The following is a 20,604-nucleotide window of genomic DNA, read 5'->3' as shown; positions in this document are numbered from 1 at the left end:
GATGCGCTCCCGCGGAAAAGAGAGAATCCTGAGAGCACGGCACCGCACCGCACGAGACCGCGCGGTGCCAACTGACAACGGGGGAAACAGTGGAGATCGCGGAAACACCACCGCAGGACCACCCGAATGGCAAGAAAATCAAGGAAGTTGGGCCGCCGCTCGGCGCGCCGCCCGCCGCACCGCAACTCGCCCTGGAGCTGTTGGTGCACGGCGTCGGCGGCACCACACCCGAGGAGATGCTCGGCGACCCGCGCGTCCAGCGCATCACCGGCGACGACACCGCCGCCTGCTATCGCCGTACCGAGGACGCGGACGCCGAAGCGCGCCCCGACGCCTATCGCGGCGAGCCGGTCCGTGAGGCGTACTGCTGGTCCAACCTCACCTCGGGCAACAGCGCCCGCGCCCTGTGGCTGATCCTGCTGCCCTTCATGGTGGCCAACCTCGCCCACTGGATGCGCCCCGCCGCGCCACCTGAGCACAGGGCACAGCGGATCTACGACGTCCTCGTCCGCATCCTGGCGCTCACCCTCACCGTCCTCCTGGCCGCCGCCGCCTGCGAGGTCGCCCTCGATCTCACCGCCTGGCAGTGCGCGGGCACCACCGTCTGCGTCGACGGCAAATCCTGGCTGGGCTTCCTCAGCCCGGCCACCTCCGGCTGGTGGAGCGCCCCCGGCCGCCGTCTCGCACTCGCCTCCGTGGTGCCGCTGCTCGTCATCGGCTTCCTGTGGTGGCTCTCGCACCGCACCTGGAGCGCCTACGAATCCGCCTCCCCGCCGCCGCGCGACCCCGGCACCTCCCGCGGCACCCCGCCCCACCAGCGCACCGTGCTCAGCCTGCACGGCTTCTGGTACGGCCGCCGGCTGGTCGCCCGGCTGCGCGCGGCGCACACCACGGCGGGCGTGCTCACCATCGCCGCCGCCCTGCGCATCGCCGCCGCCAAGCTCGACCGGCACGGCGCGGACGGCAGCGCCCTCGCTGTCAGCGGCCAGGTGCTGACGGCGCTGGTCGCACTGCTCGGCGCCACCACCCTGGTGATCGTCTGGCGCACCGCCCGCAGCGAGGCCGCCCCCGACGACCAGTCCGACCGCCTCGTCGTACGGGCGCTGCCGTACGTCGCCCTCGGCGTCCTGGCGCTCATCGCCGTCCACACCGCCTGGTCGCGCCCCGGATCCCGCAGTTTCGGCCCGCTGCCCGGCGCATCCGCCTTCGGGGCGATCGCCGTCTTCCAGAGCCTGGTGGTCCTCGCGCTGGCGGTGACCGCCTGGTTCCTCCAGCGCGCCACCAGGGAGGAGGCGCGCAGCGCCCTGAACGGGATGGGCGGGCCCGCCGTCGCCCTGCTGTCCTGCGCGGTCGGCGGCGTGCTGACCGGGGGAGTGGCCCAGCGGTTCGCCGACTGGATGGACGGCGATGCGACCCCCGGCCAGGCGGGCGCCCCGATAGCGGGCCCGCCGGTCCTGCTGTCCTGGCAGGCCTCCGTCATCCCGGTCCTGCTGGTCGTGGTCGCCGCCGTGGTCGTGCTGGCCGCCGTCCGCGTGGTGATCGTCCGGGGCCAGGTCGCCAAGAACGTCCCGGGCCTGTACGACCCCCGGGAGCGCCCCGACGAGCGCCGCACGAAGCGGATCGCGGGGACCATCGCCCGCGCCGGACTGACCGACGCGGCACCCGTCCTGGTGGCGGCCATCGCCGCCGTCACCCTCGTCCTGGGCGCCGGCGCGGTGGCCGGCGCCTGGCTCACCGGCCTCGCGCCCGGCCGCGCCACCGAAGGCGCGCCGCCCGTCGTGCACGCCGCCGCCGAGACCGCCGAGTCCCTCGGCTCCTGGCTGATGAGCGCCGGCGTCATACTGCTGGTCACCATGGGCCGCCGCGCCTACCGCGACCACTCCGCCCGCCGCACCATCGGCATCCTCTGGGACGTCGGCACCTTCTGGCCGCGCGCCGCGCACCCCTTCGCGCCGCCCTGCTACGCCGAGCGCGCGGTGCCCGACCTCACCTGGCGGATGGCCACCTGGACCGAGCGGTTCGACGGCCGCCTGGTGATCTCCGGCCACTCCCAGGGCAGTGTGCTGGCCGCGGCCGCCGTTTGGCAGCTGGATCTGGTCACCCGCAGCCGGGTCGCCCTGCTGACATACGGCAGTCCGCTGGAGCGGCTCTACGGGCGCTGGTTCCCGGCGTACTTCGGCCCGGCCGTCCTCACCGGACTGCACCGCGAGATGGACGACTGGCGCAACCTGTGGCGCTTCACCGATCCCATCGGCGGCCCGATCCGGCTCACCACCGACGACGGCCGCAATGTCGACCAGGGACCGCTGCGCGACCCGCTCGCCTTCGGCCGTACGCTCCAGAACCCGCTGCCCGCCCAGATCCTGGGCCATGGCGACTATCAGGCCGACCCGGTCTTCGACGCCGTACGCGCCGAGCTGATCGCCCGGCTGGGCCCGGAAGTACCGTCCCCGCGGCCGCGGCCGCGGTCGGCTCAGGGCAGCTCCGGCAGATCCTCCGCGTAGAGCAGGGTGAGGTCGTCGGTACTCGGGTCGGCCAGCTGCGCGACCCGGCCCGCGTGCCGCTCGACCATCGACTCGAACGTCTGCCGCGCGGTCCGGCCGTTGCCGAACGCCGGCCCCTTGGGCAGCGCCGTGAAGTACTTCAGCAGCGCCTCGCCGGCCCCGTCGGCGAGGCGGTACTCATGCTCCTCGCCCTGCTGCTCGACGATCCGCAGCAGTTCCTCCGGCGCGTAGTCGCCAAAGGTGATGGTGCGTGAGAAGCGGGACGCCACACCGGGGTTGACCGCCAAAAAGCGCTGCATCTCGGCGGTGTAGCCCGCCACGATCACCACCACCGCGTCCCGGTGGTCCTCCATCAGCTTCACCAGGGTGTCGATCGCCTCCTTGCCGAAGTCCCGGCCGGAGTCCTCGGGCGAGAGGGCGTACGCCTCGTCGATGAACAGCACCCCGCCGCGCGCCCGGTCGAACGCCTCCTGGGTACGGATCGCCGTCGACCCGATGTGCTCGCCCACCAGGTCCACCCGGGAGACCTCGATCAGATGGCCGCGCTGCAACACCCCCAGGGAGTGCAGGATTTCGCCGTAGAGCCGGGCCACCGTCGTCTTGCCGGTGCCGGGGGAGCCGGTGAACACCAGATGGCGGCGCACGGACGCGGCCTTGAGCCCGGCCTCCTGGCGCCGACGGCCCACCTCGATCATGTTGATCAGGCTGCGCACCTCGCGCTTGACGCTGTCCAGCCCTACGAGGGTGTCCAGCTCGCCCAGCACCTCGTCGGAGGGGCGGCCGGCGACGACCGGCGGCTCGGCGGCCGGCGACGTGCGCTGCGCGGGGAGGACGGGGGCGGCGGGAACATTGCCCAGCAGCCCGGCGGTCTGCGTCGCCGGCTGCACCGCGGGCGCCGGCACCGCTCCGCCGCCCGGAGCCTGGGCGGCCCGGCTCTCGTCGCTGGTGCAGTCCTCGACCCTCGGGCCGCCGCCGCTGCCGTCCCCGGGCGCGTCGGCGAACTCGTAGCCGCCGCGCGCACACCGCTCCGTACGGCAGCGTGTCAGCGTCGTACGGCAGCCGTCGATCACATGGAAGCCGAAGCCCGAACTCCCCGTAACCCGGCAGCTGTTGAAGGTGCCGCGGCCCTCCGCCGAGACATAGAACCCGGCCTCGGCCGGTGAACTGACCGTGCAGCCCTCGATGGTGGGGTCCGCGCCCTTGGTGACGATCACGCCGGTCTGCGCGCCGTCGATGGTGCAGTTGGCGAGCGTGCCGCCGCTGCCGTGGTCGCGGAACCAGGCGCCGGTCGCGGCCTCCCGGATCCGGCAGTCGTCCAGCTGAACGGTGGCCCCGTCGCTCACCGACACCGCGGTGTTGCGGACCTGGGAGATATCGCTGTCCACGACGTCGGCGCGGGAGCCCCGGTCCAGGACGAACAGCGCGTCGGGGACGTCATGCACCCGCGTCGCGTCCAGTACGGCGGTCGCACCGTCGCTCACCCACACCGCGGGGTAGTCGCCGGTACTGTCGTGGATCTCGCACTGGTTGGCGTCCACCCGGGTGCCCGGGTCCCATACGGACAGGCCGTTACGGCCGAAGTGCCGCACCGTGCTGCGGGTCAGCGTCAGCACCGAACGCGAGCGCAGATCGATCGCGTTCTCCGGGATGTCGTGGATGTCGCAGTCGGCGAGCGTGAGGACCGCGTCGGTGTCCAGCGTGACGCCGTCGGCCGAGGTGCGGTGCACCGTGCAGTCGGTGAGGTGGCCGGTGGCCCGCGCGGCGACCTGGATGCCGGCGCCCTTGATCTCGTAGATCTCGCAGCCGACCGCCTCGACCGCGCTGCCCTCGCCGTTCACCGCCAGACCGGCGCCGGAGGCATGGTGGATCCGGCAGTTCTCCAGCCGCGGATGGGCCCCGCCGCGCACCGTGACACCGGCCTGCCCGGCGGCCACCACCTCGCACTCCTCGAAGATGCCGCCGGCGCCGTCCAGCACGCTGATGCCCACGCCGCCCGCGTTGTCGACCGTGCACCGGCGGACCGTCGGGCGGGCGCTGCCGCGTACCTCGATGCCCGCCGCGGACCGGGTCACCACCCGCAGACCGGACAGCTCCGGGGCGCCGTCCTCCACCAGAAGCGCGGGGGAGGCGGAATCGGTCGCCTCCAGATGCAGATCGTGGACCGTGGCCGAGGCACGTATGGTGAGCGCCACGCCGTCGGACGGGGCGATCCGCACCGAACCGCGCGCACCGTCCGGGCCGCGCAGCGTGATCGCGCGGGCCAGCACCAGATTCTCCCGGTACGTACCGGCCGGGACGGTGAGCACATCACCGTCCCCAGCAGCCTCCAGGGCGGCGGCGAGCGTGCTGTACTCCCCTGTGCGGCGCCGCCAACGCGACGTTCCGGAGTGCGTCACCTGGACCGAGCCCTGTGCCATGGCGCTGTCGTGCCCCCACTTCGTGTGGCCGTTGTCGGCAAGGCAGCATCCGTCCGCGGATGTCCGCATTCGGGTCTGCGAGGCCCCAGCCGAGAGGCTGGCTGCACCACCGTAGCGCGCCCGGCGAGCGGCAGTTGACATGGTCAGCCACCTCACCGGAGGCCGGTGTCAGCCGCCCGCGCCGGCCCGTCCCCAGTCCTGCCCCGCGCGTTCCCACGCCTGGTCCCAGCGCCGGAACCGATGGACCATCAGCCGCCATACGATCAGCCGGCGGCCGCCCTCGATCAGCCCGCCGACGGCGGCCGCGGTGCCCAGACCGGCCAGTACCGCATGTGTACGTGCCGTGCTCGTGTCCATCGGCCGCGGTACCACCCGGCCGCGGTCGTCGGTCCAGATCCGGAAGCGGTCGCCGGGGTCCACGGGGCGCGGCGTGGAGATCTGCCCGAGGTGCTCGCTGCGGTCCCAGGCCGTCCACCAGGCGATGACCCGGCGGTGGGCGTCGCGCTGCGAGGAGGTCTCCGGATCGGGGTCGAGCGGGGCCCGGGAGACCAGCCGGTCGACCGTGGCCCACACCAGATGCCGCTGCTCGTGCTGTATTCGTACGGTCCCCAGGAGCGCGCCGCCGGCGGCCTGACCGGCGGTCCAGCCCACTGTCGTCGCGCCGAGGGCGATCAGGAGAGCGGCGGTCAGTGCCACCCAGGCCTCGAGCCGGTCGGTCCGGCGCCGCAGCGGATTGTGCCGCCAGCGCCATACGCCTCTGATCGCCCGCATCGTCGCTCCCCCTCTCCGTCTCCGTGAATACCTCATAGGGCGCCGCTCACGCCAGAGTTCCGCGAAGAGAGAGCAACATCACGCCAGGTGCGAGGGCGGTGCCCCGACGGGTCAGCGAAGCCGTACGGCGACTGTCACGACGGCGCCCGCACGGTCCGCATCAGGCGCCCCGGCCACGGCAGTTCCGGAGGCGACCGCGAACCGGTCCGTCACCAGCCGCGCCAGCCACAGCCCGCGCCCTCTCGGGGCCCCGTCGAGCCCCGGCAGCAGCTCGGGAATCACCGTCTCGCTGAACCCGGGCCCGGCGTCGCTGATCCGGCACTCCAGCTCGTCGCCGACCCGCAGCAGCACCAGCCGCCCGCCGCCGCCCGCATGTTCCACGGCGTTTCCGGCTATTTCGTCCACGGCCAGCACGAACTCGCCGCGTCGCGGCTCGCACAGCCCCTCGCGGGCCGCGCACTCCTCCACCAGGAGCCGAAGTTGGGGCAGCAGCCGGGCGGTGAAGCGGCGCTGCAGCAGCCGGCGGCCGGTCTCCGGCGCCGGTGCCGGAACCTCTGGTTTTGGCCTCACCACGGCCGTATCACGTCACTCGCCGGCGGCTGCGGCATCTCGTCGGCGCCGAGCCGGTGGTGCGGGCGGGCCGGGTCGACACCGCGCACCGCGCGCAAGCGGCCCCGCCGCCCCTCCGCGTCCGGCCGGAGCGCCGCCCTCGCAGGCATGGACACGCAGTTCTCGGTCTCCCCCCATGGCCTCGGCCGCCCCTCGCGCCACCCCGGGCGGGGCGGCGTCCGCCCGTCAGTCGAGTATCTCGAACGGGTCGCCTATCCGGATCGTGCCGGCCCCGCGCGGTATCAGATTCTGGCCGAACACCAGACGGTCACCGAAGCGGCGATGCCGGGCGAACGTGCGCAGCGGCTCCTTTCCCCGCTCGGCGGTGTGCTGGTCGGTGGTGGTGACCACGCAGCGTGCGCTGGGTTTGGCCACCTGGAAGACCACCTCGCCGATGCGCACCGTGCGCCAGTCGTCCTCCGCCCAGGGCGCGGTGCCGTCCACGACCACATTGGGCCGGAAACGGTTCATGGGCAGCGGGCCCTCATCGGCGTGGTCGCCCTGTGCGATGAGGGAGTTGAGGGCATCCAGCGATGAGGTGGTCGTCAGCAGCAGGGGGTAGCCGTCGGCGAAGGTCACCGTGTCACCGGGCTCGGAGTACTCCGGCTCGATGGGCCGGCGTATCTCCGGGGCGTCGAGATGCACCAATTCGGCCTCGACGCCAAGAAATTCGCGGAACCAGGCAGCCGCCGCGGGACCCGCGGGTACCGCTTCGATCTTGTCCTGGAAATGCTCGACCGCAATCGTCTCACCGGGCTCGGGCACCTCCACCGTCAGCGGCGGCATCCCGGGAGCGGTCAGCCTGATGACGCCCGCCGCGAGCTCCTCGGCACGGGCCGTCGCCAACTTCGGCTGGGGCCGTTGGGTCAGCAGCTTGCGCCCGGCGTCCACCAGCATCCAGCGACGGTCCCCGGCGAGCCCCCACGGCTCCACAACCGCCTCGCCGGGACCGGACCCCGCAATGGACTTGACCGGATAGAGATGAATCGCTTGGAGTGCTGGCTTGGGCATGGATCCATCTTGCCAGCTGCCTCTGACAGCGGGCCGAATGGCCAGGTCAGCTCCCGTTCAGCGGCCGTTCGGCGGCCGCTTCGGAGCCCGGTCAGTACCCCCGCGGGTACTGACGGCCGCCGTACGGGTCGTCGTACGGCGAGGGCTGGCGCGGCGGCACCGGGCGAGGTGCGACCGGGGCCGCCGGACGCATCGCCTCGTACCCCGTGCCGGTGCCCTGGGCCGGGCGCTGGGGCTGCTGAGGCTGCTGGGAGGGATAGCCACGGGCGCCCGCCTGCTGCGGGATGTACGGAGCCGGAGCCTGCTGGAGAGGGGCGACCGGCTGCGCTGCGGGACCGGGGTATCCGTAGCCCGGTGAGGGGGCTGAGGGTCCTGCCGGAAGTGCCGGCAGCCGGGAGGAGAGCGCCGGCAAATAGGACGAACCCGTGTCGTAAGGGGAGGGGTTCACCTGAATCGGGGCGATCTGCGGCGTGCCGCGCTCGGCCACGAGGCTGTCGTAGATCGGGGTGTCCGGAAAGGAAGGCGAAGCGTAGTAGCCGCCGCCGTAGGTAGAGCGGGGGGAGGTCATGCCTCATAAGTTAAGCCCACGATGTGCCGATTGGGGAGCCTGAAAAGAGGGTTGTTTTACGTGTTGTGAGAGGTCCGCGATCCTCAATGCGAGCGAACTTGCGGAAATCGGTCGCGATCGACCGTAGGAATCGTGTAAAGACCTCGCTTCTCGCAGGTGAACGAGGGGCGTTCGGGACGGCTCGGGCGAAGTAGGTTGGGTCGTGCCACCACTGATGGGGCGCGCAGGACGAGAGGAAGGCGCGGCGATGCCGATGCTCAAGGGCAGCAATGTTGCGGTCCCGGCCCCGGCGGTCCGGGTGGAACTGGGCTGGCAGGCCCCTCCGGGCACTCCGGACGTGGATGCCTCCGCCCTGTTGCTGGCGTCCGGAAAGGTCCGCAGCGACGCGGACTTCGTCTTCTACAACCAGGCCGCGCACGCCTCGGGCGCCGTACGCCACGAGGGCAAACGGCCGGCCGGCGGTGGAATGTCCGACGTCCTGTGTGTCGACCTCGCCGCCGTCGAAGGCGTCGTCGACAAGGTGGTGCTCGCCGCCTCCGCGGACGGCGGGACCTTCGGGAGCGTCCCCGGCCTGCACATCCGGGTGCTGGACGCGGCGACCGGCGCCGAGCTGGCCCGCTTCGACAGCCAGGACGCCACCACCGAGAGCGCCTTCGTGCTCGGCGAGCTCTACCGCCGCCAGGGCGCGTGGAAGTTCCGTGCGGTGGGGCAGGGTTACGACACCGGGCTGGCGGGTCTGGCCACGGACTTCGGCATCAGCGTGGACGAGGAGCCGCAGCCGGCACCGGCCCCGCCGGCCCCCCAGGCTCCGCCGCCCGCGCCTCCCACGGCCCCGCCCGCCCCGGCGATGGCCCCGCCGCCCGCCCCCGTGCCCCCCGCGCCGCCGTTGCCGACCGGTCAACCCAACGCGTCAATCCCGCCGCCGCCGGGTCAGCCCGTACCGCCCCCCGCACCCACTGCCGTTCGTCTGACAAAAGTCACCCTCACGAAGGACACGCCGGCCGTCTCCTTGACGAAACAGGGAGGTACCTCGGGCGCGATGCGGGTGAACCTCAACTGGACCGGCGGCGGCGCCGGCAAGCGGCTGACGAAGAAATTCGGCCGCAAAGCCATGGAGGCCATGGGCGCCCGCGGCGCGCTGCTGCCCCAGTCCGGCGAGCTCGACCTCGATCTGTGCGCGCTGTACGAACTCACCGACGGCGCGGCCGGCGTGGTGCACCCCCTCGGCGGCAATTTCGGTGCCCTGCACGCCCCGCCGTACATCCAGCTCGACGGTGACGACCGCACCGGCGCCGTCGCGGCCGGCGAGAACATGACCATCAACCTCGACCATCAGGCCCGCATCAGGCGCATCCTGATCTTCGTCACCGTCTACGCCGGCGCCCGCAGCTTCGAGGGACTGAACGCCACGGTCACCCTCCAGCCGCAGCACGGCGCCCCCGTCGACTTCTCGCTCGACGAGTGCCGGGTGCCCTCCAACGTCTGCGCGCTGGCCCTGATCACCAACACCGGCAGCGAACTCGTCGTCCAGCGCGAGTCCCGCTACCTCGTCCCCGAGCCCGGCGTCAGCCCCCAGCGCACCATCGACTACGCCTACGGGTGGGGCCTGGACTGGTCCCCGGCCAGGAAATAGCCGGCTGGGGCACAGCCGTACGGGGCGTAGCCGTAAGGGACACAGGCGTACGGGGCGGGTGGCTCACGGCGCCCCGTACGTCCGGCCCTTCCACGCCGCCCCCCGCCCCCGGTGGTGCTGCACCGCCGAGTCGACGGTCATCAGCAGATACAGCAGCGCGGTGAACGGCAGCAGCGGCGCGGTCCACAGCGGCTGCCGGTAGTAGCGCAGCATCGGCAGATACGTCCCGCACATCACCGCCCAGGCCGCGCCGCCCAGCGCCGCCACCGCCGCGCCGCCGCCGGCCAGCCCCGCGGCCAGCGCGACGGGCGGCGCGAGATAGACCAGGGCGAGACCGGCCACCGTGCCCAGTACCAGCAGCGGCTGGTGCCGCAGCTGGGCGTAGGCGCTGCGCGAGACCATCCGCCACAGCTCCGCCAGCCGCGGATACGGCCGCACGCTGTCCACCCGGTCCGCCAGCCCCAGCCAGATCGTGCCCCCGGACCGCTGCACCGCCCGCGCCAGCGCCACGTCGTCGATCACCGCATGCCGGATCGCCTCCGGGACGCCCGCCCGCTCCGCCGCCTCGGCCCGCAGCAGCACACAGCCGCCGGCCGCCGCCGCGGTCCGCGCCCCGGGCCGGTTGATCCGGCGGAACGGATACAGCTGCCCGAAGAAGTACACGAACGCCGGCACGATCAGCCGCTCCCAGAACGTCACCACCCGCAGCCGCGCCATCTGCGACACCAGATCCAGCCCCGCCGACCGGGCCGCCGCCACCAACTCCCGCAGACTGTCCGCATCGTGCGCGATATCGGCATCGGTCAGCAGCAGATACTCCGGCGCCACCCGCTCCCGCGCCAGCGCGATCCCGTGCCGTACGGCCCACAGCTTGCCCGTCCACCCCGGGTCGGGCTCACCGGGCGAGGACACGGTCAGCGGCAGCCCGCCCCGTTCGGCCGCCAGCTGCCGGGCCAGCGTGCCGGTCCCGTCCGTACTGCCGTCGTCGACCAGAAACACCTCGGCGCGCCCCGGATACTTCTGCGCGAGCAGCGAGGGCAGGCTGTCGGGCAGCACCCCGGCCTCGTCCCGCGCCGGGACCACCACCGCCACCGACGGCCAGCGTTCCGGGTCACGGCGGGCCGGCAGCCGTACGTCCGTCCGCCAGAAGAAGCCCTGCCCCAGCAACAGCCACACCCAGGCCAGCAGCGACCCGGCGCCGATCCACTCCATCGCTTCCACGGCCGCAGTCTGCCGCACCGGCCGTGCCGTGAGCGCTCACACCGGCCGGTATGACAAGTCGGGCGCGCGGACCGATAAAGTGTCCGGGTGAAGATCGCGCTCATGGACTCCGGGACCGGGCTGCTTCCCGCGGCCGCCGCCGTGCGTCGACTGCGGCCGGACGCCGACCTCATCCTCTCCTCCGACCCCGACGGCATGCCCTGGGGCCCGCGCACCCCCGACGACGTCACCGCGCACGCGCTCGAGGTCGCCCGCGCCGCCGCCGCGCACGCCCCCGAGGCCCTGATCGTCGCCTGCAACACGGCATCGGTGCACGCCCTGCCGGCCCTGCGAGCCGAGCTCGAACCCGCCGTCCCGGTCATCGGCACCGTCCCCGCCATCAAGCCGGCCGCGGCCGGCGGCGGCCCGGTCGCCATCTGGGCCACGCCCGCCACCACCGGCAGCCCCTACCAGCGCGAGCTGATCGAACGCTTCGCCCGCGGCGTGGACGTCACCGGGGTGCCCTGTCCCGGCCTCGCCGACGCGGTCCAGGAGGCGGACGACGCCGCCATCGACGCCGCCATCGCCACCGCCGCCCGCCTGACCCCCCGCGACATCCGTACCGTCGTCCTGGGCTGCACCCACTACGAGCTGGTCGCCGAACGCATCCGCGCCGCCCTGCAGCGGCCCGGCGCCCCCGCCCTCGCCCTGCACGGCTCCGCCGAGGCCGTCGCCGCCCAGGCGCTGCGCCGCATCGGCGCCGAGCCCGCACCCGCGGCCGCCCCGACCGGCAGCCTGCGGGTGATCCTCAGCGGCCGTCCGGCGGGCCTGCCGGCCGCGGCACTGGCGTACGCGGAGGGCCGGCTGCTCGCGGAGAGCGGTACGGCCACGGCTGCGGACGCCTCTCTGGTGGGCGACGGGGCCCTGCGCCGCTGACGTGGGCCTGGCGCCGGCCGGGCCGCAACCCCGGCCGGGAAAGACGCGCCCGACGCACTGCCGTAGCGTGCGAAGGCGCGTACGCTGCGTCCCATGAGGGACCACCCCCACGAGGGGGCAGCAGCCCCCGAGGACCACGCCCGTACCGACGGCTCCGGCAGCGGCGCGCGCCCCACAGGCGGTGCCCATGCGGACATTCCCGAGGTCTGGCACGGCAGCGCCACCAACCGCATCCAGTGGCTCCTGGCCGCCGTCGGCGCCGGGTGTCTGGCACTGGGTATCGAGCTGGCCGTCGACAGCTCCTGGACCTCGAGCCTCACGCCCCTGGTGATGTCGGTGGTCGGCTGCGTCGCGGCCGGCCTGCTGGTGCTGTTCGGCACGCTCGCCTTCGTCCATGTCGCGGTGCGCGTCGAGAAGGACTACCTGGAGGTCCGGTGCGGCCATATAGGAGTGCCGCGCCGCCGGATCCCCCTCGACCTGGTGGTCGGCGCCGATTTCGCGCCGCGGGTCACGCCCCGCCACTGGGGCGGCTGGGGCTACCGCTGGCGCCCCGAACAGGGCACCGCCGTCGTCGTACGCCGCGGTGAGGCGCTGGTCCTCCGGCTCGGCGACGGCCGTACCTTCACCGTCACGGTCGACGACGCCGAGGCCGCCGTCCGCTGTATCCGCGGCCGCCTGGGCCTGCGCAAGGGCACCCCGGCCGGCGCCTGAGCCGCCGGACGCGGGCGTACTGCCGGCGCACCGCCCACGTCCCGTAGGGTCGAGGCATGCCAATCCCCGACTTCATCCGTGACCTGCGCACCGCCATCGGCCGGCAGCTCCTGTGGCTGCCGGGCGTGAGCGCGGTGGTCTTCGACGACGAGGGCCGCGTCCTGCTGGGCAAGCGGGCGGACACCGGCGGCTGGTCGGTGATCGGCGGCATCCCCGAGCCCGGCGAGCAGCCGGCCGAGACCGCGGTCCGCGAGGTCTACGAGGAGACGGCGGTCCGGGTGGTGGCCGAGAGCGTCGTCCTGGTGGAGACCATGCCGCCGACGCGGTATCCCAACGGCGATGTATGCCAGTTCATGGACGTCACGCTGCGGTGCCGCGCGGTCGGCGGCGAGGCGAAGGTCAATGACGAGGAGTCGCTGGAGGTGGGCTGGTTCGCCCTGGATGCCCTGCCGGCGATCGACGACTACTCCCTGACCCGTATCAAGCGTGCGGTGGAGTCCGGGCCGACGTGGTTCCAGGGGATGGGGGAGGAGCTCTAGAGCTCCTCGTTCGACGGCTCGCCCATCGGGTCGCCCGGCTCGTCGGGAGGGCTCGGGAGCTGGGACTCGTCCGGCGCACCCGGCTCATCCGTACCGTCGGACCCGGCGGACGAACCGGGCCCGGTGTCCGCACCGGACGGCTCCTCCGTGTGCATCTCCAGCTGCTCCTTGCCGCAGGTGCTGATCCAGGTCCCGGTCGGTCCGCTCTCGTACTGGCACAACCAGCCGCGCACGGCCACAGACCCCGGTGTCCGGCCGTCCTGCTGCGGCGCCTGCAGGAAGAACTCAGCCATCACGTCGTGGGCCTCCTCGCAGCCGACCGTGCCGTCGGCGCCCGGGTCCGCGAACAGCGCGACGCTCCTGGCCTTGCCCAGCGCATCGGGAATCTCACCGCAGCTCACCGGCTGGCCCGGGACACCGGCGGACGGTCCGGACGAAGGAGGACTGGCCTGGGGGCTGCTGCCGTCACCGTGGCTGCCGGTGGGCCCGGCCTCGCCGGCCGGCCTCTCCCGGCCTTCGTCACCGCTTCCACATCCCGCGGCGGCGAGAGCGAGCAGCACGGTCGGCACGGCGATGAGCCTGCGCATGATCGGCCTCCCTTGATCGGACTCCCTGGCCGGACTCCCTTGGTGGCGGCGGCCGCAGGCGATGCGCTGCGTCGTTTGACGCTAGGAGCCCGAGGGGGGAGCGGCGATCCGGGGCGACTGTTCGGGTGACGGGTTCCTGCGGGGTACGGCCCCGCCTAGGGTGCGGCCATGACCATGCCCGGCACCCCCTCAGACCCGGTGTCCCTTGACCTCGCCGGCCGCACCGCCCTCGTCACCGGCGCCGCCGGAGGCATCGGCCGTGCCTGCGCCCTGCGCCTGGCGGCGGCGGGCGCCACCGTACGAGCCGTCGACCGGGACGAGCCCGGCCTGGCGGCCCTGACCGCCGCCCTCCCCGACGACAGCCCCGGCACCCTCGAGCCCCGCCTCCTGGACCTCACCGACCTGCCCGCCGCGGAGCGCGCCGCGGCGGGCACCGACGTACTGGTCAACAACGCCGGTATCCAACTCGTCCGCCCCATCGAGGAGTTTCCGCCCGAGGTGTTCCACCGGGTGCTGACCGTCATGCTGGAGGCACCCTTCCGGCTGCTGCGCGGCGCGCTGCCGCATATGTACGAAAGCGGCTGGGGCCGGATCGTCAACATCTCCTCCGTGCACGGCCTGCGCGCATCGCCCTTCAAGTCCGCGTATGTCGCCGCCAAGCACGGTCTGGAGGGTCTGTCGAAGACCGCCGCCCTGGAGGGCGCACCCCACGGCGTGACCTCCAACTGCATCAACCCCGGCTACGTCCGCACGCCCCTGGTCGAACGCCAGCTGGCCGACCAGGCCGCCGCACACCACATCCCCGAGGAACGCGTCCTGAGCGACATCCTCCTGGCCGACTCCGCCGTCAAGCGCCTCCTGGAACCGGAGGAGGTGGCGGAGGCCGTCGCGTACCTGTGCACGCCGCAGGCGTCGTTCGTCACGGGGGCGTCGTTGGTGCTCGATGGGGGGTGGACGGCGCACTGAGGGGGCCGCGGGGCTTACGGTCCGGCCGAAGTGATGGGCCGTCAGGGAATGCGTGCCGGGTATCGGTCCGCGGGCCGAGGGCCAGGGATGACCGGGGCTCACCTGTCCGGTCGGCGGCCGGGCGGGTGAAAACGAGCCTCAGGCTGTGATCCGCGGGGGCCGGGCGCCTTTAACACACCGACGGCATCTGCGACCCGCCTCGCCGTCAGAGCGGCAGGGGCGGGGCAGCCGATGTCCGCTCATGCGCCGCACTTCAACAGGAGTCTCCCGTATGCCCCACGCCCCGCACGGCGTTCCCCGCACCCTTCGGCGCCCGCGCCCGCGCAGGACGCTCCGGCGCCGGGCCGCCGGCGCCGCGGCCGCACCCCGGCCGGCGGCCGCGGCGCGGTGAGCTGACCGGCCGGGCCGCAGCCCCGCTTCCCCCCAGACCCGCACCGCGCCCTCCCCTCCAGAACAGAGCAGTATGACCTCCTCCTCCACCCCCTCGGCCCCTACCCCCGCGCAGCTCTGCGCGGACCTCCCCGACCCCACGGCGCTCGGCCTGATCACGTCGGGAGACGATGCCTGCGTCCAAGTGGCCGGCGCCTTCACCGGGCGGTATCTCGCCACCATCCCGGCGTCCGTCCCCGCCGACGTACACCGTGCCGCAGCACGGGCCCGAGCCGCCCAACAGCAGTGGGACACCGTCCCGTTGTCGAGGAGGATCGGCGTTCTGCGGGAGCTGCGTTCCCGGTTCCGGGCGGAGCGGGCCCTCCTGTTCCCCGCTCTGGTGCACGGTTGCGGACTCGGCGTCGTGGACACGGTGGCCGAACTGCACGCGGCCGACCGCTACTTCCCGGCCTGCGAGGCGGCCGCCCGCGCGCATGTGCGCCGCTACCGCTTGCCCCGGCCGCAGCCGAGCGGCCGCGACACCGCACCGCGGGCGGCGACGGGACACCCGGTGGTGATGTCCTGCACCGATGACGCCCGCCCCCTGACGTCCCTGCTGGAGGGGGCCCTGCCCGCCCTGCTGTGCAAGAGCGCCGTCATCACCCGGCTGAGCGCCCGCACCGCCGTCGCCGCGCTACGGCTGGCACAGCACGCCCGCGCCGCCGGTCTCCCGGACGGGCTCTGGCAATTCGCCCTGCCGCGGAGTCCGGCCGCCACCTGGGCCCTGCACGCCGTTCTCGCCGAGCACACCGATGCCCGCGCCCCGCAGTGCTGCCCGGCGCCGCCCCGCCCACAGGACGAAGTCCTCGCCCCTCCGGGTCTGTTGGTGGTACGGCATGACGCCTCCGTCCCCGCGGCCGTCCGGGCGGCCGTACCGTCCTGCTTCGGGCGTGCCGGCCGGCCGTGCGCGTCCACCTCGCTCATCGCCGTACACCAGAGCATCTGGGCGCACTTCGAGAGCACCTTCACCCGGGCCGCACTCCACTACGCGGCCCACCCCGCCAGCCGCACCGCCCTCCCCGCCGTCAACGCCGAACGCGGCGCCGCATGGGCGCGGGCCGCTCACGCCTGCGGGGCGCGCCCGGTGCTCGGCACGCCCCAGCGGTTCGCGCCGCGCCCGGACGCGCTCTGGCACCCCGTGGTCCTGGCCGCCTCCTCGTGGGACGGCGCCCCGATCCCCGCCGTACCGCGTGCCCCGCTCGCGCTGCTGGTGCGCTACTCGGACTGGTCCGAGGTTCTGGACCTGACCCGCCACACCAGCCATCACCTGGGGATCTTCACCCGTACCCGGTTCTCCCCTCTCCCGCCGCAGTTCGGTGGGCTCCCCGCCGAGCACATCGCCCTCAATGCCGCCCCCCGCGCGGGACTGCCACCCCGGCGTGCGCTGCACGCCCTGCACCGGCCGCCCGGTATGGACGACTGAGGCCCCAGCGCCTCGGGCGTACCCGCGACCGCGCCTCCCTCTTCCGCGTCCGGTCGGCGCAACGTCGGCAGCGGGTACCGGGCGTCATCGTCTACAGTTCCGTAGACGGTCTACATTGCTGTAGACGGTCCGGTTGTGAGCGGAGGACGACACACCAGTGACGACCGCAGCATCACCCGCCCGCGGGGGACCGCGCCTCCTTGCCCGGGCCCAGCGGCATCTCACCTGGGCCATGCCCGCCGCCTACGGCGCCGCGGCGTTCCTGCCGCAAGCCGGGCTGTGGGCGCGTCAGATGCCGTGCGCGGTGGTGTGGCTGCCGGGCGGCCGGGCGGTGGTGACGGCGCAGATGCTGCTGCTGGCCTATGTGCTGTTCACCGCGGCGGTCCAGGTACGCGTCCGGGAACTGGCGGTGCTGCTGCGCCGGCCGGCGTTATTGGCGGCCGGAACCGCGGCCAACACCGCCCTTCCCCTGCTGATCCTGCTGCTTCTCGCCGGGACCTTCCTGCTCCTGCCGGACGCCGACGGCGGGAGCGGGCTGCTCACCGGGCTCGCGCTGATCGCGGCCATGCCGGTCGCCGGCGGCGCCACCGTCTGGGGGAGCCGGGCCGGCGGCAATCAGACGCTGGTCGTGGGACTGGTGATGTCCTCCACCCTGCTCAGCCCGCTCACCATCCCGCTCACCCTGGCCGGCGCCTCCGTCGTGACCAGCGGCGACTACTCGCTGTCCCTCGCCCGCATGGCGCATCCAGCCGGCGGGGCGTGCGCGGCGGCCGGTGTGGTGGCGCCGTGCGTGGCGGGACTGGCCGTACGCGGCGTCCTCCCCGAACGCCTCATCGCGCCCGCCCTGCCCTGGCTCAAGCTGCTCGCCCTCGCGGCCGCCCTCACCCTCACCTACCTCAACGCCTCCGGCGCCTTCACCGACCTCATCGCCCGCCCCCGCCCGGCGCTGCTCGCCCTGGCCACCCTGGCAGCGGCCGCGATGTGCGCGGCATCCTTCGTGCTCGGCTGGTGCCTGGCCCGTGCGCTCAAGGCCGCCCCCGCGGACACCGTCGCCCTCACCTTCACCTCGGGCATGAACAACAGCAGCGCCGGCGCGGTCCTGGCCACCACCGGATTCCCCGGCCACCCCCATGTCCTGCTGCCGATCCTCGCCTACAGCGTGCTGCAGAAACTGCTCGCCGGGCTGGCCGACAGCACCCTGGCCGCGCGCCGCCGCACCCCCTCGGAACCTGGTCAGGATGCGTTCAGGTAGTCCCTGACAACGTCCTGCGCCATGACCACCGAAACCGAATCCCACGTCCCCGGGGCGTCCACCCGGCACCGGCAGCAGATGCTGAACAAGGTCCCCGAGGTCACCGTCTTCTTCTGGGTGATCAAGGTCTTGTGCACCACCGTGGGGGAGACCGCAGCCGATCTGCTCAACGACAACCTCGGCATGGGTCTGACCAACGTCTCGTACCTGATGAGCGGCCTGCTGGCCGTCACGCTGGTCTTCCAGTTCCGGGCCCGGCGCTATGTGCCGGGGCTGTACTGGCTGTCCGTGGTCCTGATCAGCGTGGTCGGCACGCTGGTCAGCGACAACCTCACCGACAACCTCGGCGTTCCGCTGGAGACGACGACGGCGGTCTTCGCCGTGCTCCTCGCCCTGACCTTCGGCACCTGGTACGCGAGCGAGCGGACCCTGTCGATCCACACCATCCGCACCCCGCGCAGGGAAGCCTTCTACTGGCTCGCGATCCTGTTCACCTTCGCCCTGGGCACCTCGGCGGGCGATCTGACCGCCGAACGCCTCGACCTGGGGTACTGGTTCTCCGCCGTCGCCTTCGCCGTACTCATCGGCGCCGTGGCCCTCGCGCGCTTCACCCTGGACTTCAACGCCATCTGGTCGTTCTGGATCGCCTACGTCCTGACCCGGCCGCTCGGCGCCTCGATGGGCGACTACCTCTCCCAGCCGGTTCCGGACGGCGGGCTGGGGCTGGGCACCGTCGGCACCAGTGTCCTGTTCCTGACGGTCATCCTCGCGCTGGTCGTTTACCTCACCCGTACCAAGCGGGACGTGGCGCAGGCCGGGGCGGCGGGACCGCAGGAAGCCGAGGTCAGCCCGCGGGAAGCGTGACGGCGAAGCGTGCCCCGGGGCCGGCGCCGGCCAGTGTGATGTCGCCGCCGGCCGCGCGGGCCAGCCGCCGGGCCAGCGCCAGACCCAGGCCCGCACCGTCGTGCCCGTCCTCGGGACGGGCACGACGGCCGGGCTCGAAGAGCGAGGCGACGAACTCCTCGGGCACCCCGGGCCCGTCGTCGCTGACGTACACCGTGACCGCCCCGGCCTCCGCCGTCCAGGCGAGGCCGATCGTGTGCACGGCATACCGGCGGGCGTTGTCCAGCAGCGGCATCAAGATCCGCTCCGCGACCGCCGGTGCGACACCCACACTCACCTCCCCGCCCTCGACCGTCACCGCGGGGACGCCGGGGTGCTCGGCCGCGCTGCGCCGCGCCAGGATGTCCGCGAGGTCGGGCAGCCGGCAGCTCCCAGGGGCCTGTGAGCTGCGGGTACGAGCCTCGGAGAGCAGCGAGTCACAGATCTGCTGCATCGTCGCGGCGGCGCCGGCGATGGCCTCGTGGGAGGCGGCCTGCTCCGCCGCGGCACGCGGGCGGCGCGTCAGCCAGTCCGTCTCCGCGGTGATCCGGGCCAGCGGGGTGCGCAGTTCATGGGACAGTTCCGCGGCCTGCTGCTGTTCGTGGCGCAGCACCGCGGCCAGCCGGTCCAGCAGCGCATCGAGACTGGCGGCGAACGTGGCGAGCTCGGCGGGCCGGCCGGCCGCGCCGAACCGCTCCGGGGCGCCGGCCGCGCTCCACCGGGCGGCCTGCTCGCTCATTGCCGCGACCGGCCGCAGGGCCCGGCGTACCACCAGGCGGGTCAGGAGGTAGACGGTGCCCAGCAGGAGCACGGCCAGCGTGAGGGAGCCGGCCAGCGCGATGTCGGCCGTGCTGCGGTAGGGATCGAGGCTTACGGACGTGACCACGGTGCCCGCCTGACCGTGCCCGGAGGCGGCGGCGACGGGCGAGGCGTAGAGCCGGGTCGCGCCGGGCCCCGCGACATCGGCGAACTCGTGGCGGTGCCCGGCGAGCTGCTGGGCCTGCCGCTGCAGGGCCGGCGGCGCGCTGGGCGGCTTGTCGACCACATGACGGCCCTGGAAGATCCATACGCCGGTGTCCAGAGCCTGGTCCTCCGGGGGTTCGTGGACGGTCAGCCGCCCGTCCGGCCGGGCCTCCACGGTGGCCGCCACGGCCTCCGCCCGGGTCCGCAGCACATCGTTCGCCTCCTCATGGAGCCGCTTGTCCAGCGCCAGATTGAAGCCCGTGGTGAGGACGGCGACCCACAGTGCACCGGTGGCGAGCGCCAACAGGGCGAGCCGGCCGCGCAGCGTGCGCGGGACGAGGAAGCGTTTCCCACGAAGCCCCGTGCGCCGTCCCGTGCGCCGTGCCATGTCCCGTGCCAGGTGCCGTGTCATGCGAAGCGGTAGCCGATCCCGCGGACCGTACCGATGACGTGCGGGCTGTCCGCCTCCCGCAGCTTGCGGCGCAGGCGCGCCAGGTACTGGTCCAGGGTGTTGTCACTGACCTGCGCACCCTCCGGCCAGCCGGCCCGCAGCAAGGCCCGGCGGCGGATCACCGCCCCCGGCTCCGCCATCAGGCACGCCAGGAGCCGGAACTCGGTGGGCGTCAGCGGAACCGCCTGATCGCGCACGGTCAGCTCATGGCGCACCGGATCCAGCCGCAACGCACCCGCGCTGTCGACGATCGCGCCGTCATTGCCCCCGCGCCGCAGTACGGCCCGGATACGCGCCGCCAGCTCGCTCAGATGGAAGGGCTTGGCCAGGTAGTCATCACCTCCGGAAGCGAAACCTGCGAGCCGGTCGGTGAGATTGCCGCGGGCGGTCAGAAAGATCACCGGGACATCGATCCCCGCACCGCGCATCGCCTGGCACACATCCCGCCCGTCGGAATCCGGCAGCCCGACATCGAGCACCACCGCGTCCACGGCCTTGTCGACGGTCCGCAGCGCCGCGGCCCCGTCGGCGGCCGTGACGACGTCGAATTCCTCCTCGCGCAGCCCCCGTGCGAGAACGTCGCGCAGGCCGTGGTCGTCCTCGACAACAAGAATCCGGGCGGTACTCACCTCGCCAGTATTACCTGGCCTGCGGTGATCTCTTCGGGAATGTGATGAGGGGGAAGGCCGGTGTTCAGGTTCCGTTCAGGCTGCGCCCGCCGGGCGGGCCAGGATGGGCACTCGGTACCCGGT

Annotated in this window: 18 protein-coding genes; 9 read left to right on the top strand and 9 right to left on the bottom strand. The window is 73.3% G+C overall.

What is annotated here, in order from left to right; translation table 11 throughout:
- Positions 1–89: 89 nt before the first annotated feature.
- A complete protein-coding gene (locus ACZ4S3_RS29305) occupies positions 90–2,504 on the top strand; it encodes a hypothetical protein (protein WP_467939369.1) in 2,415 nt (804 codons plus the stop codon).
- Here ACZ4S3_RS29305 and ACZ4S3_RS29300 read toward each other — a convergent pair.
- The 5 genes from ACZ4S3_RS29300 to ACZ4S3_RS29280 all read right to left on the bottom strand — a co-directional run bounded on the left by ACZ4S3_RS29300 (position 2,474) and on the right by ACZ4S3_RS29280 (position 7,880).
- Positions 2,474–4,921, bottom strand: coding sequence for a right-handed parallel beta-helix repeat-containing protein (locus ACZ4S3_RS29300; RefSeq protein ID WP_467939367.1), 2,448 nt, complete (start codon positions 4,919–4,921; stop codon positions 2,474–2,476). The genes ACZ4S3_RS29305 and ACZ4S3_RS29300 overlap by 31 nt on opposite strands.
- 168 nt (positions 4,922–5,089) lie before the next feature.
- Positions 5,090–5,692: an Rv1733c family protein gene (locus ACZ4S3_RS29295; protein ID WP_467939365.1), complete on the bottom strand. Its 603-nt coding sequence runs from the start codon at positions 5,690–5,692 to the stop codon at positions 5,090–5,092.
- 111 nt (positions 5,693–5,803) lie between these two features.
- A complete protein-coding gene (locus ACZ4S3_RS29290) occupies positions 5,804–6,262 on the bottom strand; it encodes an ATP-binding protein (protein ID WP_467939363.1) in 459 nt (152 codons plus the stop codon).
- A 225-nt stretch (positions 6,263–6,487) separates the two neighbouring features.
- A complete protein-coding gene (locus ACZ4S3_RS29285) occupies positions 6,488–7,312 on the bottom strand; it encodes an MOSC domain-containing protein (protein WP_467939361.1) in 825 nt (274 codons plus the stop codon).
- A 91-nt stretch (positions 7,313–7,403) separates the two neighbouring features.
- Complete coding sequence (locus ACZ4S3_RS29280) at positions 7,404–7,880, bottom strand: DUF6643 family protein (RefSeq protein WP_467939359.1); 477 nt, start codon at positions 7,878–7,880, stop codon at positions 7,404–7,406.
- 247 nt (positions 7,881–8,127) lie between these two features.
- Here ACZ4S3_RS29280 and ACZ4S3_RS29275 point away from each other — a divergent pair, with 247 nt between their 5' ends.
- The gene (locus tag ACZ4S3_RS29275) at positions 8,128–9,513 is read left to right on the top strand and encodes a TerD family protein (RefSeq protein WP_467939357.1); all 1,386 of its coding nucleotides are present in this window, start codon (positions 8,128–8,130) and stop codon (positions 9,511–9,513) included.
- Positions 9,514–9,576: 63 nt separating this feature from the next.
- Here ACZ4S3_RS29275 and ACZ4S3_RS29270 read toward each other — a convergent pair whose 3' ends face one another.
- On the bottom strand, positions 9,577–10,725 hold the full coding sequence (locus tag ACZ4S3_RS29270) for a glycosyltransferase (protein ID WP_467939466.1): 1,149 nt from the start codon (positions 10,723–10,725) through the stop codon (positions 9,577–9,579).
- A 96-nt stretch (positions 10,726–10,821) separates the two neighbouring features.
- Between ACZ4S3_RS29270 and ACZ4S3_RS29265 the strand changes: the two genes are divergently transcribed.
- From ACZ4S3_RS29265 to ACZ4S3_RS29255, 3 genes are all read left to right on the top strand, one after another.
- A complete protein-coding gene (locus tag ACZ4S3_RS29265) occupies positions 10,822–11,649 on the top strand; it encodes a glutamate racemase (RefSeq protein ID WP_467939355.1) in 828 nt (275 codons plus the stop codon).
- Positions 11,650–11,742: 93 nt separating this feature from the next.
- Positions 11,743–12,360 (top strand): hypothetical protein, encoded by a 618-nt coding sequence (locus ACZ4S3_RS29260; protein WP_467939353.1) that lies wholly within the window; start codon positions 11,743–11,745, stop codon positions 12,358–12,360.
- Between the two features lie 56 nt (positions 12,361–12,416).
- Positions 12,417–12,899: an NUDIX hydrolase gene (locus ACZ4S3_RS29255; RefSeq protein WP_467939351.1), complete on the top strand. Its 483-nt coding sequence runs from the start codon at positions 12,417–12,419 to the stop codon at positions 12,897–12,899.
- Here ACZ4S3_RS29255 and ACZ4S3_RS29250 read toward each other — a convergent pair.
- On the bottom strand, positions 12,896–13,486 hold the full coding sequence (locus tag ACZ4S3_RS29250; protein WP_467939349.1) for a hypothetical protein: 591 nt from the start codon (positions 13,484–13,486) through the stop codon (positions 12,896–12,898). The genes ACZ4S3_RS29255 and ACZ4S3_RS29250 overlap by 4 nt on opposite strands.
- Positions 13,487–13,654: 168 nt before the next feature.
- Here ACZ4S3_RS29250 and ACZ4S3_RS29245 point away from each other — a divergent pair, with 168 nt between their 5' ends.
- The 4 genes from ACZ4S3_RS29245 (at position 13,655) to ACZ4S3_RS29230 (ending at position 18,420) form a co-directional block, all read left to right on the top strand.
- Positions 13,655–14,452 (top strand): 3-hydroxybutyrate dehydrogenase, encoded by a 798-nt coding sequence (locus ACZ4S3_RS29245; RefSeq protein WP_467939347.1) that lies wholly within the window; start codon positions 13,655–13,657, stop codon positions 14,450–14,452.
- A 463-nt stretch (positions 14,453–14,915) separates the two neighbouring features.
- The gene (locus tag ACZ4S3_RS29240) at positions 14,916–16,304 is read left to right on the top strand and encodes an aldehyde dehydrogenase family protein (RefSeq protein ID WP_467939345.1); all 1,389 of its coding nucleotides are present in this window, start codon (positions 14,916–14,918) and stop codon (positions 16,302–16,304) included.
- Between the two features lie 157 nt (positions 16,305–16,461).
- Entirely contained in the window at positions 16,462–17,556 is a 1,095-nt protein-coding gene (locus tag ACZ4S3_RS29235) for a bile acid:sodium symporter (protein WP_467939343.1), read from the top strand.
- Positions 17,557–17,577: 21 nt separating this feature from the next.
- Positions 17,578–18,420, top strand: coding sequence for a COG4705 family protein (locus tag ACZ4S3_RS29230; protein WP_467939341.1), 843 nt, complete (start codon positions 17,578–17,580; stop codon positions 18,418–18,420).
- Here the strand turns inward: ACZ4S3_RS29230 and ACZ4S3_RS29225 are convergent.
- Together ACZ4S3_RS29225 and ACZ4S3_RS29220 are read right to left on the bottom strand one after the other, a co-directional pair.
- Entirely contained in the window at positions 18,401–19,789 is a 1,389-nt protein-coding gene (locus ACZ4S3_RS29225) for a sensor histidine kinase (protein ID WP_467939339.1), read from the bottom strand. The two genes, ACZ4S3_RS29230 and ACZ4S3_RS29225, sit on opposite strands and share 20 nt — an antisense overlap.
- Before the next feature lie 20 nt (positions 19,790–19,809).
- A complete protein-coding gene (locus tag ACZ4S3_RS29220; RefSeq protein WP_467939337.1) occupies positions 19,810–20,481 on the bottom strand; it encodes a response regulator transcription factor in 672 nt (223 codons plus the stop codon).
- Positions 20,482–20,604: the final 123 nt, after the last annotated feature.

Source organism: Streptomyces sp. NPDC028368 (assembly GCF_055565615.1).
Note: the sequence above shows the minus strand (reverse complement) of the source record. Positions and strands in the feature narration are given on the sequence as shown.

What these genes read in the sequence shown, in the direction of transcription:
- ACZ4S3_RS29295 (WP_467939365.1), bottom strand. Translation starts at nt 5,692, where the DNA reads ATGCGGGCGATCAGAGGCGTATGGCGCTGGCGGCACAATCCGCTGCGG.
- ACZ4S3_RS29260 (WP_467939353.1), top strand. Translation starts at nt 11,743, where the DNA reads ATGAGGGACCACCCCCACGAGGGGGCAGCAGCCCCCGAGGACCACGCC.
- ACZ4S3_RS29275 (WP_467939357.1), top strand. Translation starts at nt 8,128, where the DNA reads ATGCCGATGCTCAAGGGCAGCAATGTTGCGGTCCCGGCCCCGGCGGTC.
- ACZ4S3_RS29230 (WP_467939341.1), top strand. Translation starts at nt 17,578, where the DNA reads ATGACCACCGAAACCGAATCCCACGTCCCCGGGGCGTCCACCCGGCAC.
- ACZ4S3_RS29285 (WP_467939361.1), bottom strand. Translation starts at nt 7,312, where the DNA reads ATGCCCAAGCCAGCACTCCAAGCGATTCATCTCTATCCGGTCAAGTCC.
- ACZ4S3_RS29250 (WP_467939349.1), bottom strand. Translation starts at nt 13,486, where the DNA reads ATGCGCAGGCTCATCGCCGTGCCGACCGTGCTGCTCGCTCTCGCCGCC.
- ACZ4S3_RS29270 (WP_467939466.1), bottom strand. Translation starts at nt 10,725, where the DNA reads ATGGAGTGGATCGGCGCCGGGTCGCTGCTGGCCTGGGTGTGGCTGTTG.
- ACZ4S3_RS29245 (WP_467939347.1), top strand. Translation starts at nt 13,655, where the DNA reads ATGACCATGCCCGGCACCCCCTCAGACCCGGTGTCCCTTGACCTCGCC.
- ACZ4S3_RS29225 (WP_467939339.1), bottom strand. Translation starts at nt 19,789, where the DNA reads ATGGCACGGCGCACGGGACGGCGCACGGGGCTTCGTGGGAAACGCTTC.
- ACZ4S3_RS29255 (WP_467939351.1), top strand. Translation starts at nt 12,417, where the DNA reads ATGCCAATCCCCGACTTCATCCGTGACCTGCGCACCGCCATCGGCCGG.
- ACZ4S3_RS29240 (WP_467939345.1), top strand. Translation starts at nt 14,916, where the DNA reads ATGACCTCCTCCTCCACCCCCTCGGCCCCTACCCCCGCGCAGCTCTGC.
- ACZ4S3_RS29280 (WP_467939359.1), bottom strand. Translation starts at nt 7,880, where the DNA reads ATGACCTCCCCCCGCTCTACCTACGGCGGCGGCTACTACGCTTCGCCT.
- ACZ4S3_RS29300 (WP_467939367.1), bottom strand. Translation starts at nt 4,921, where the DNA reads ATGGCACAGGGCTCGGTCCAGGTGACGCACTCCGGAACGTCGCGTTGG.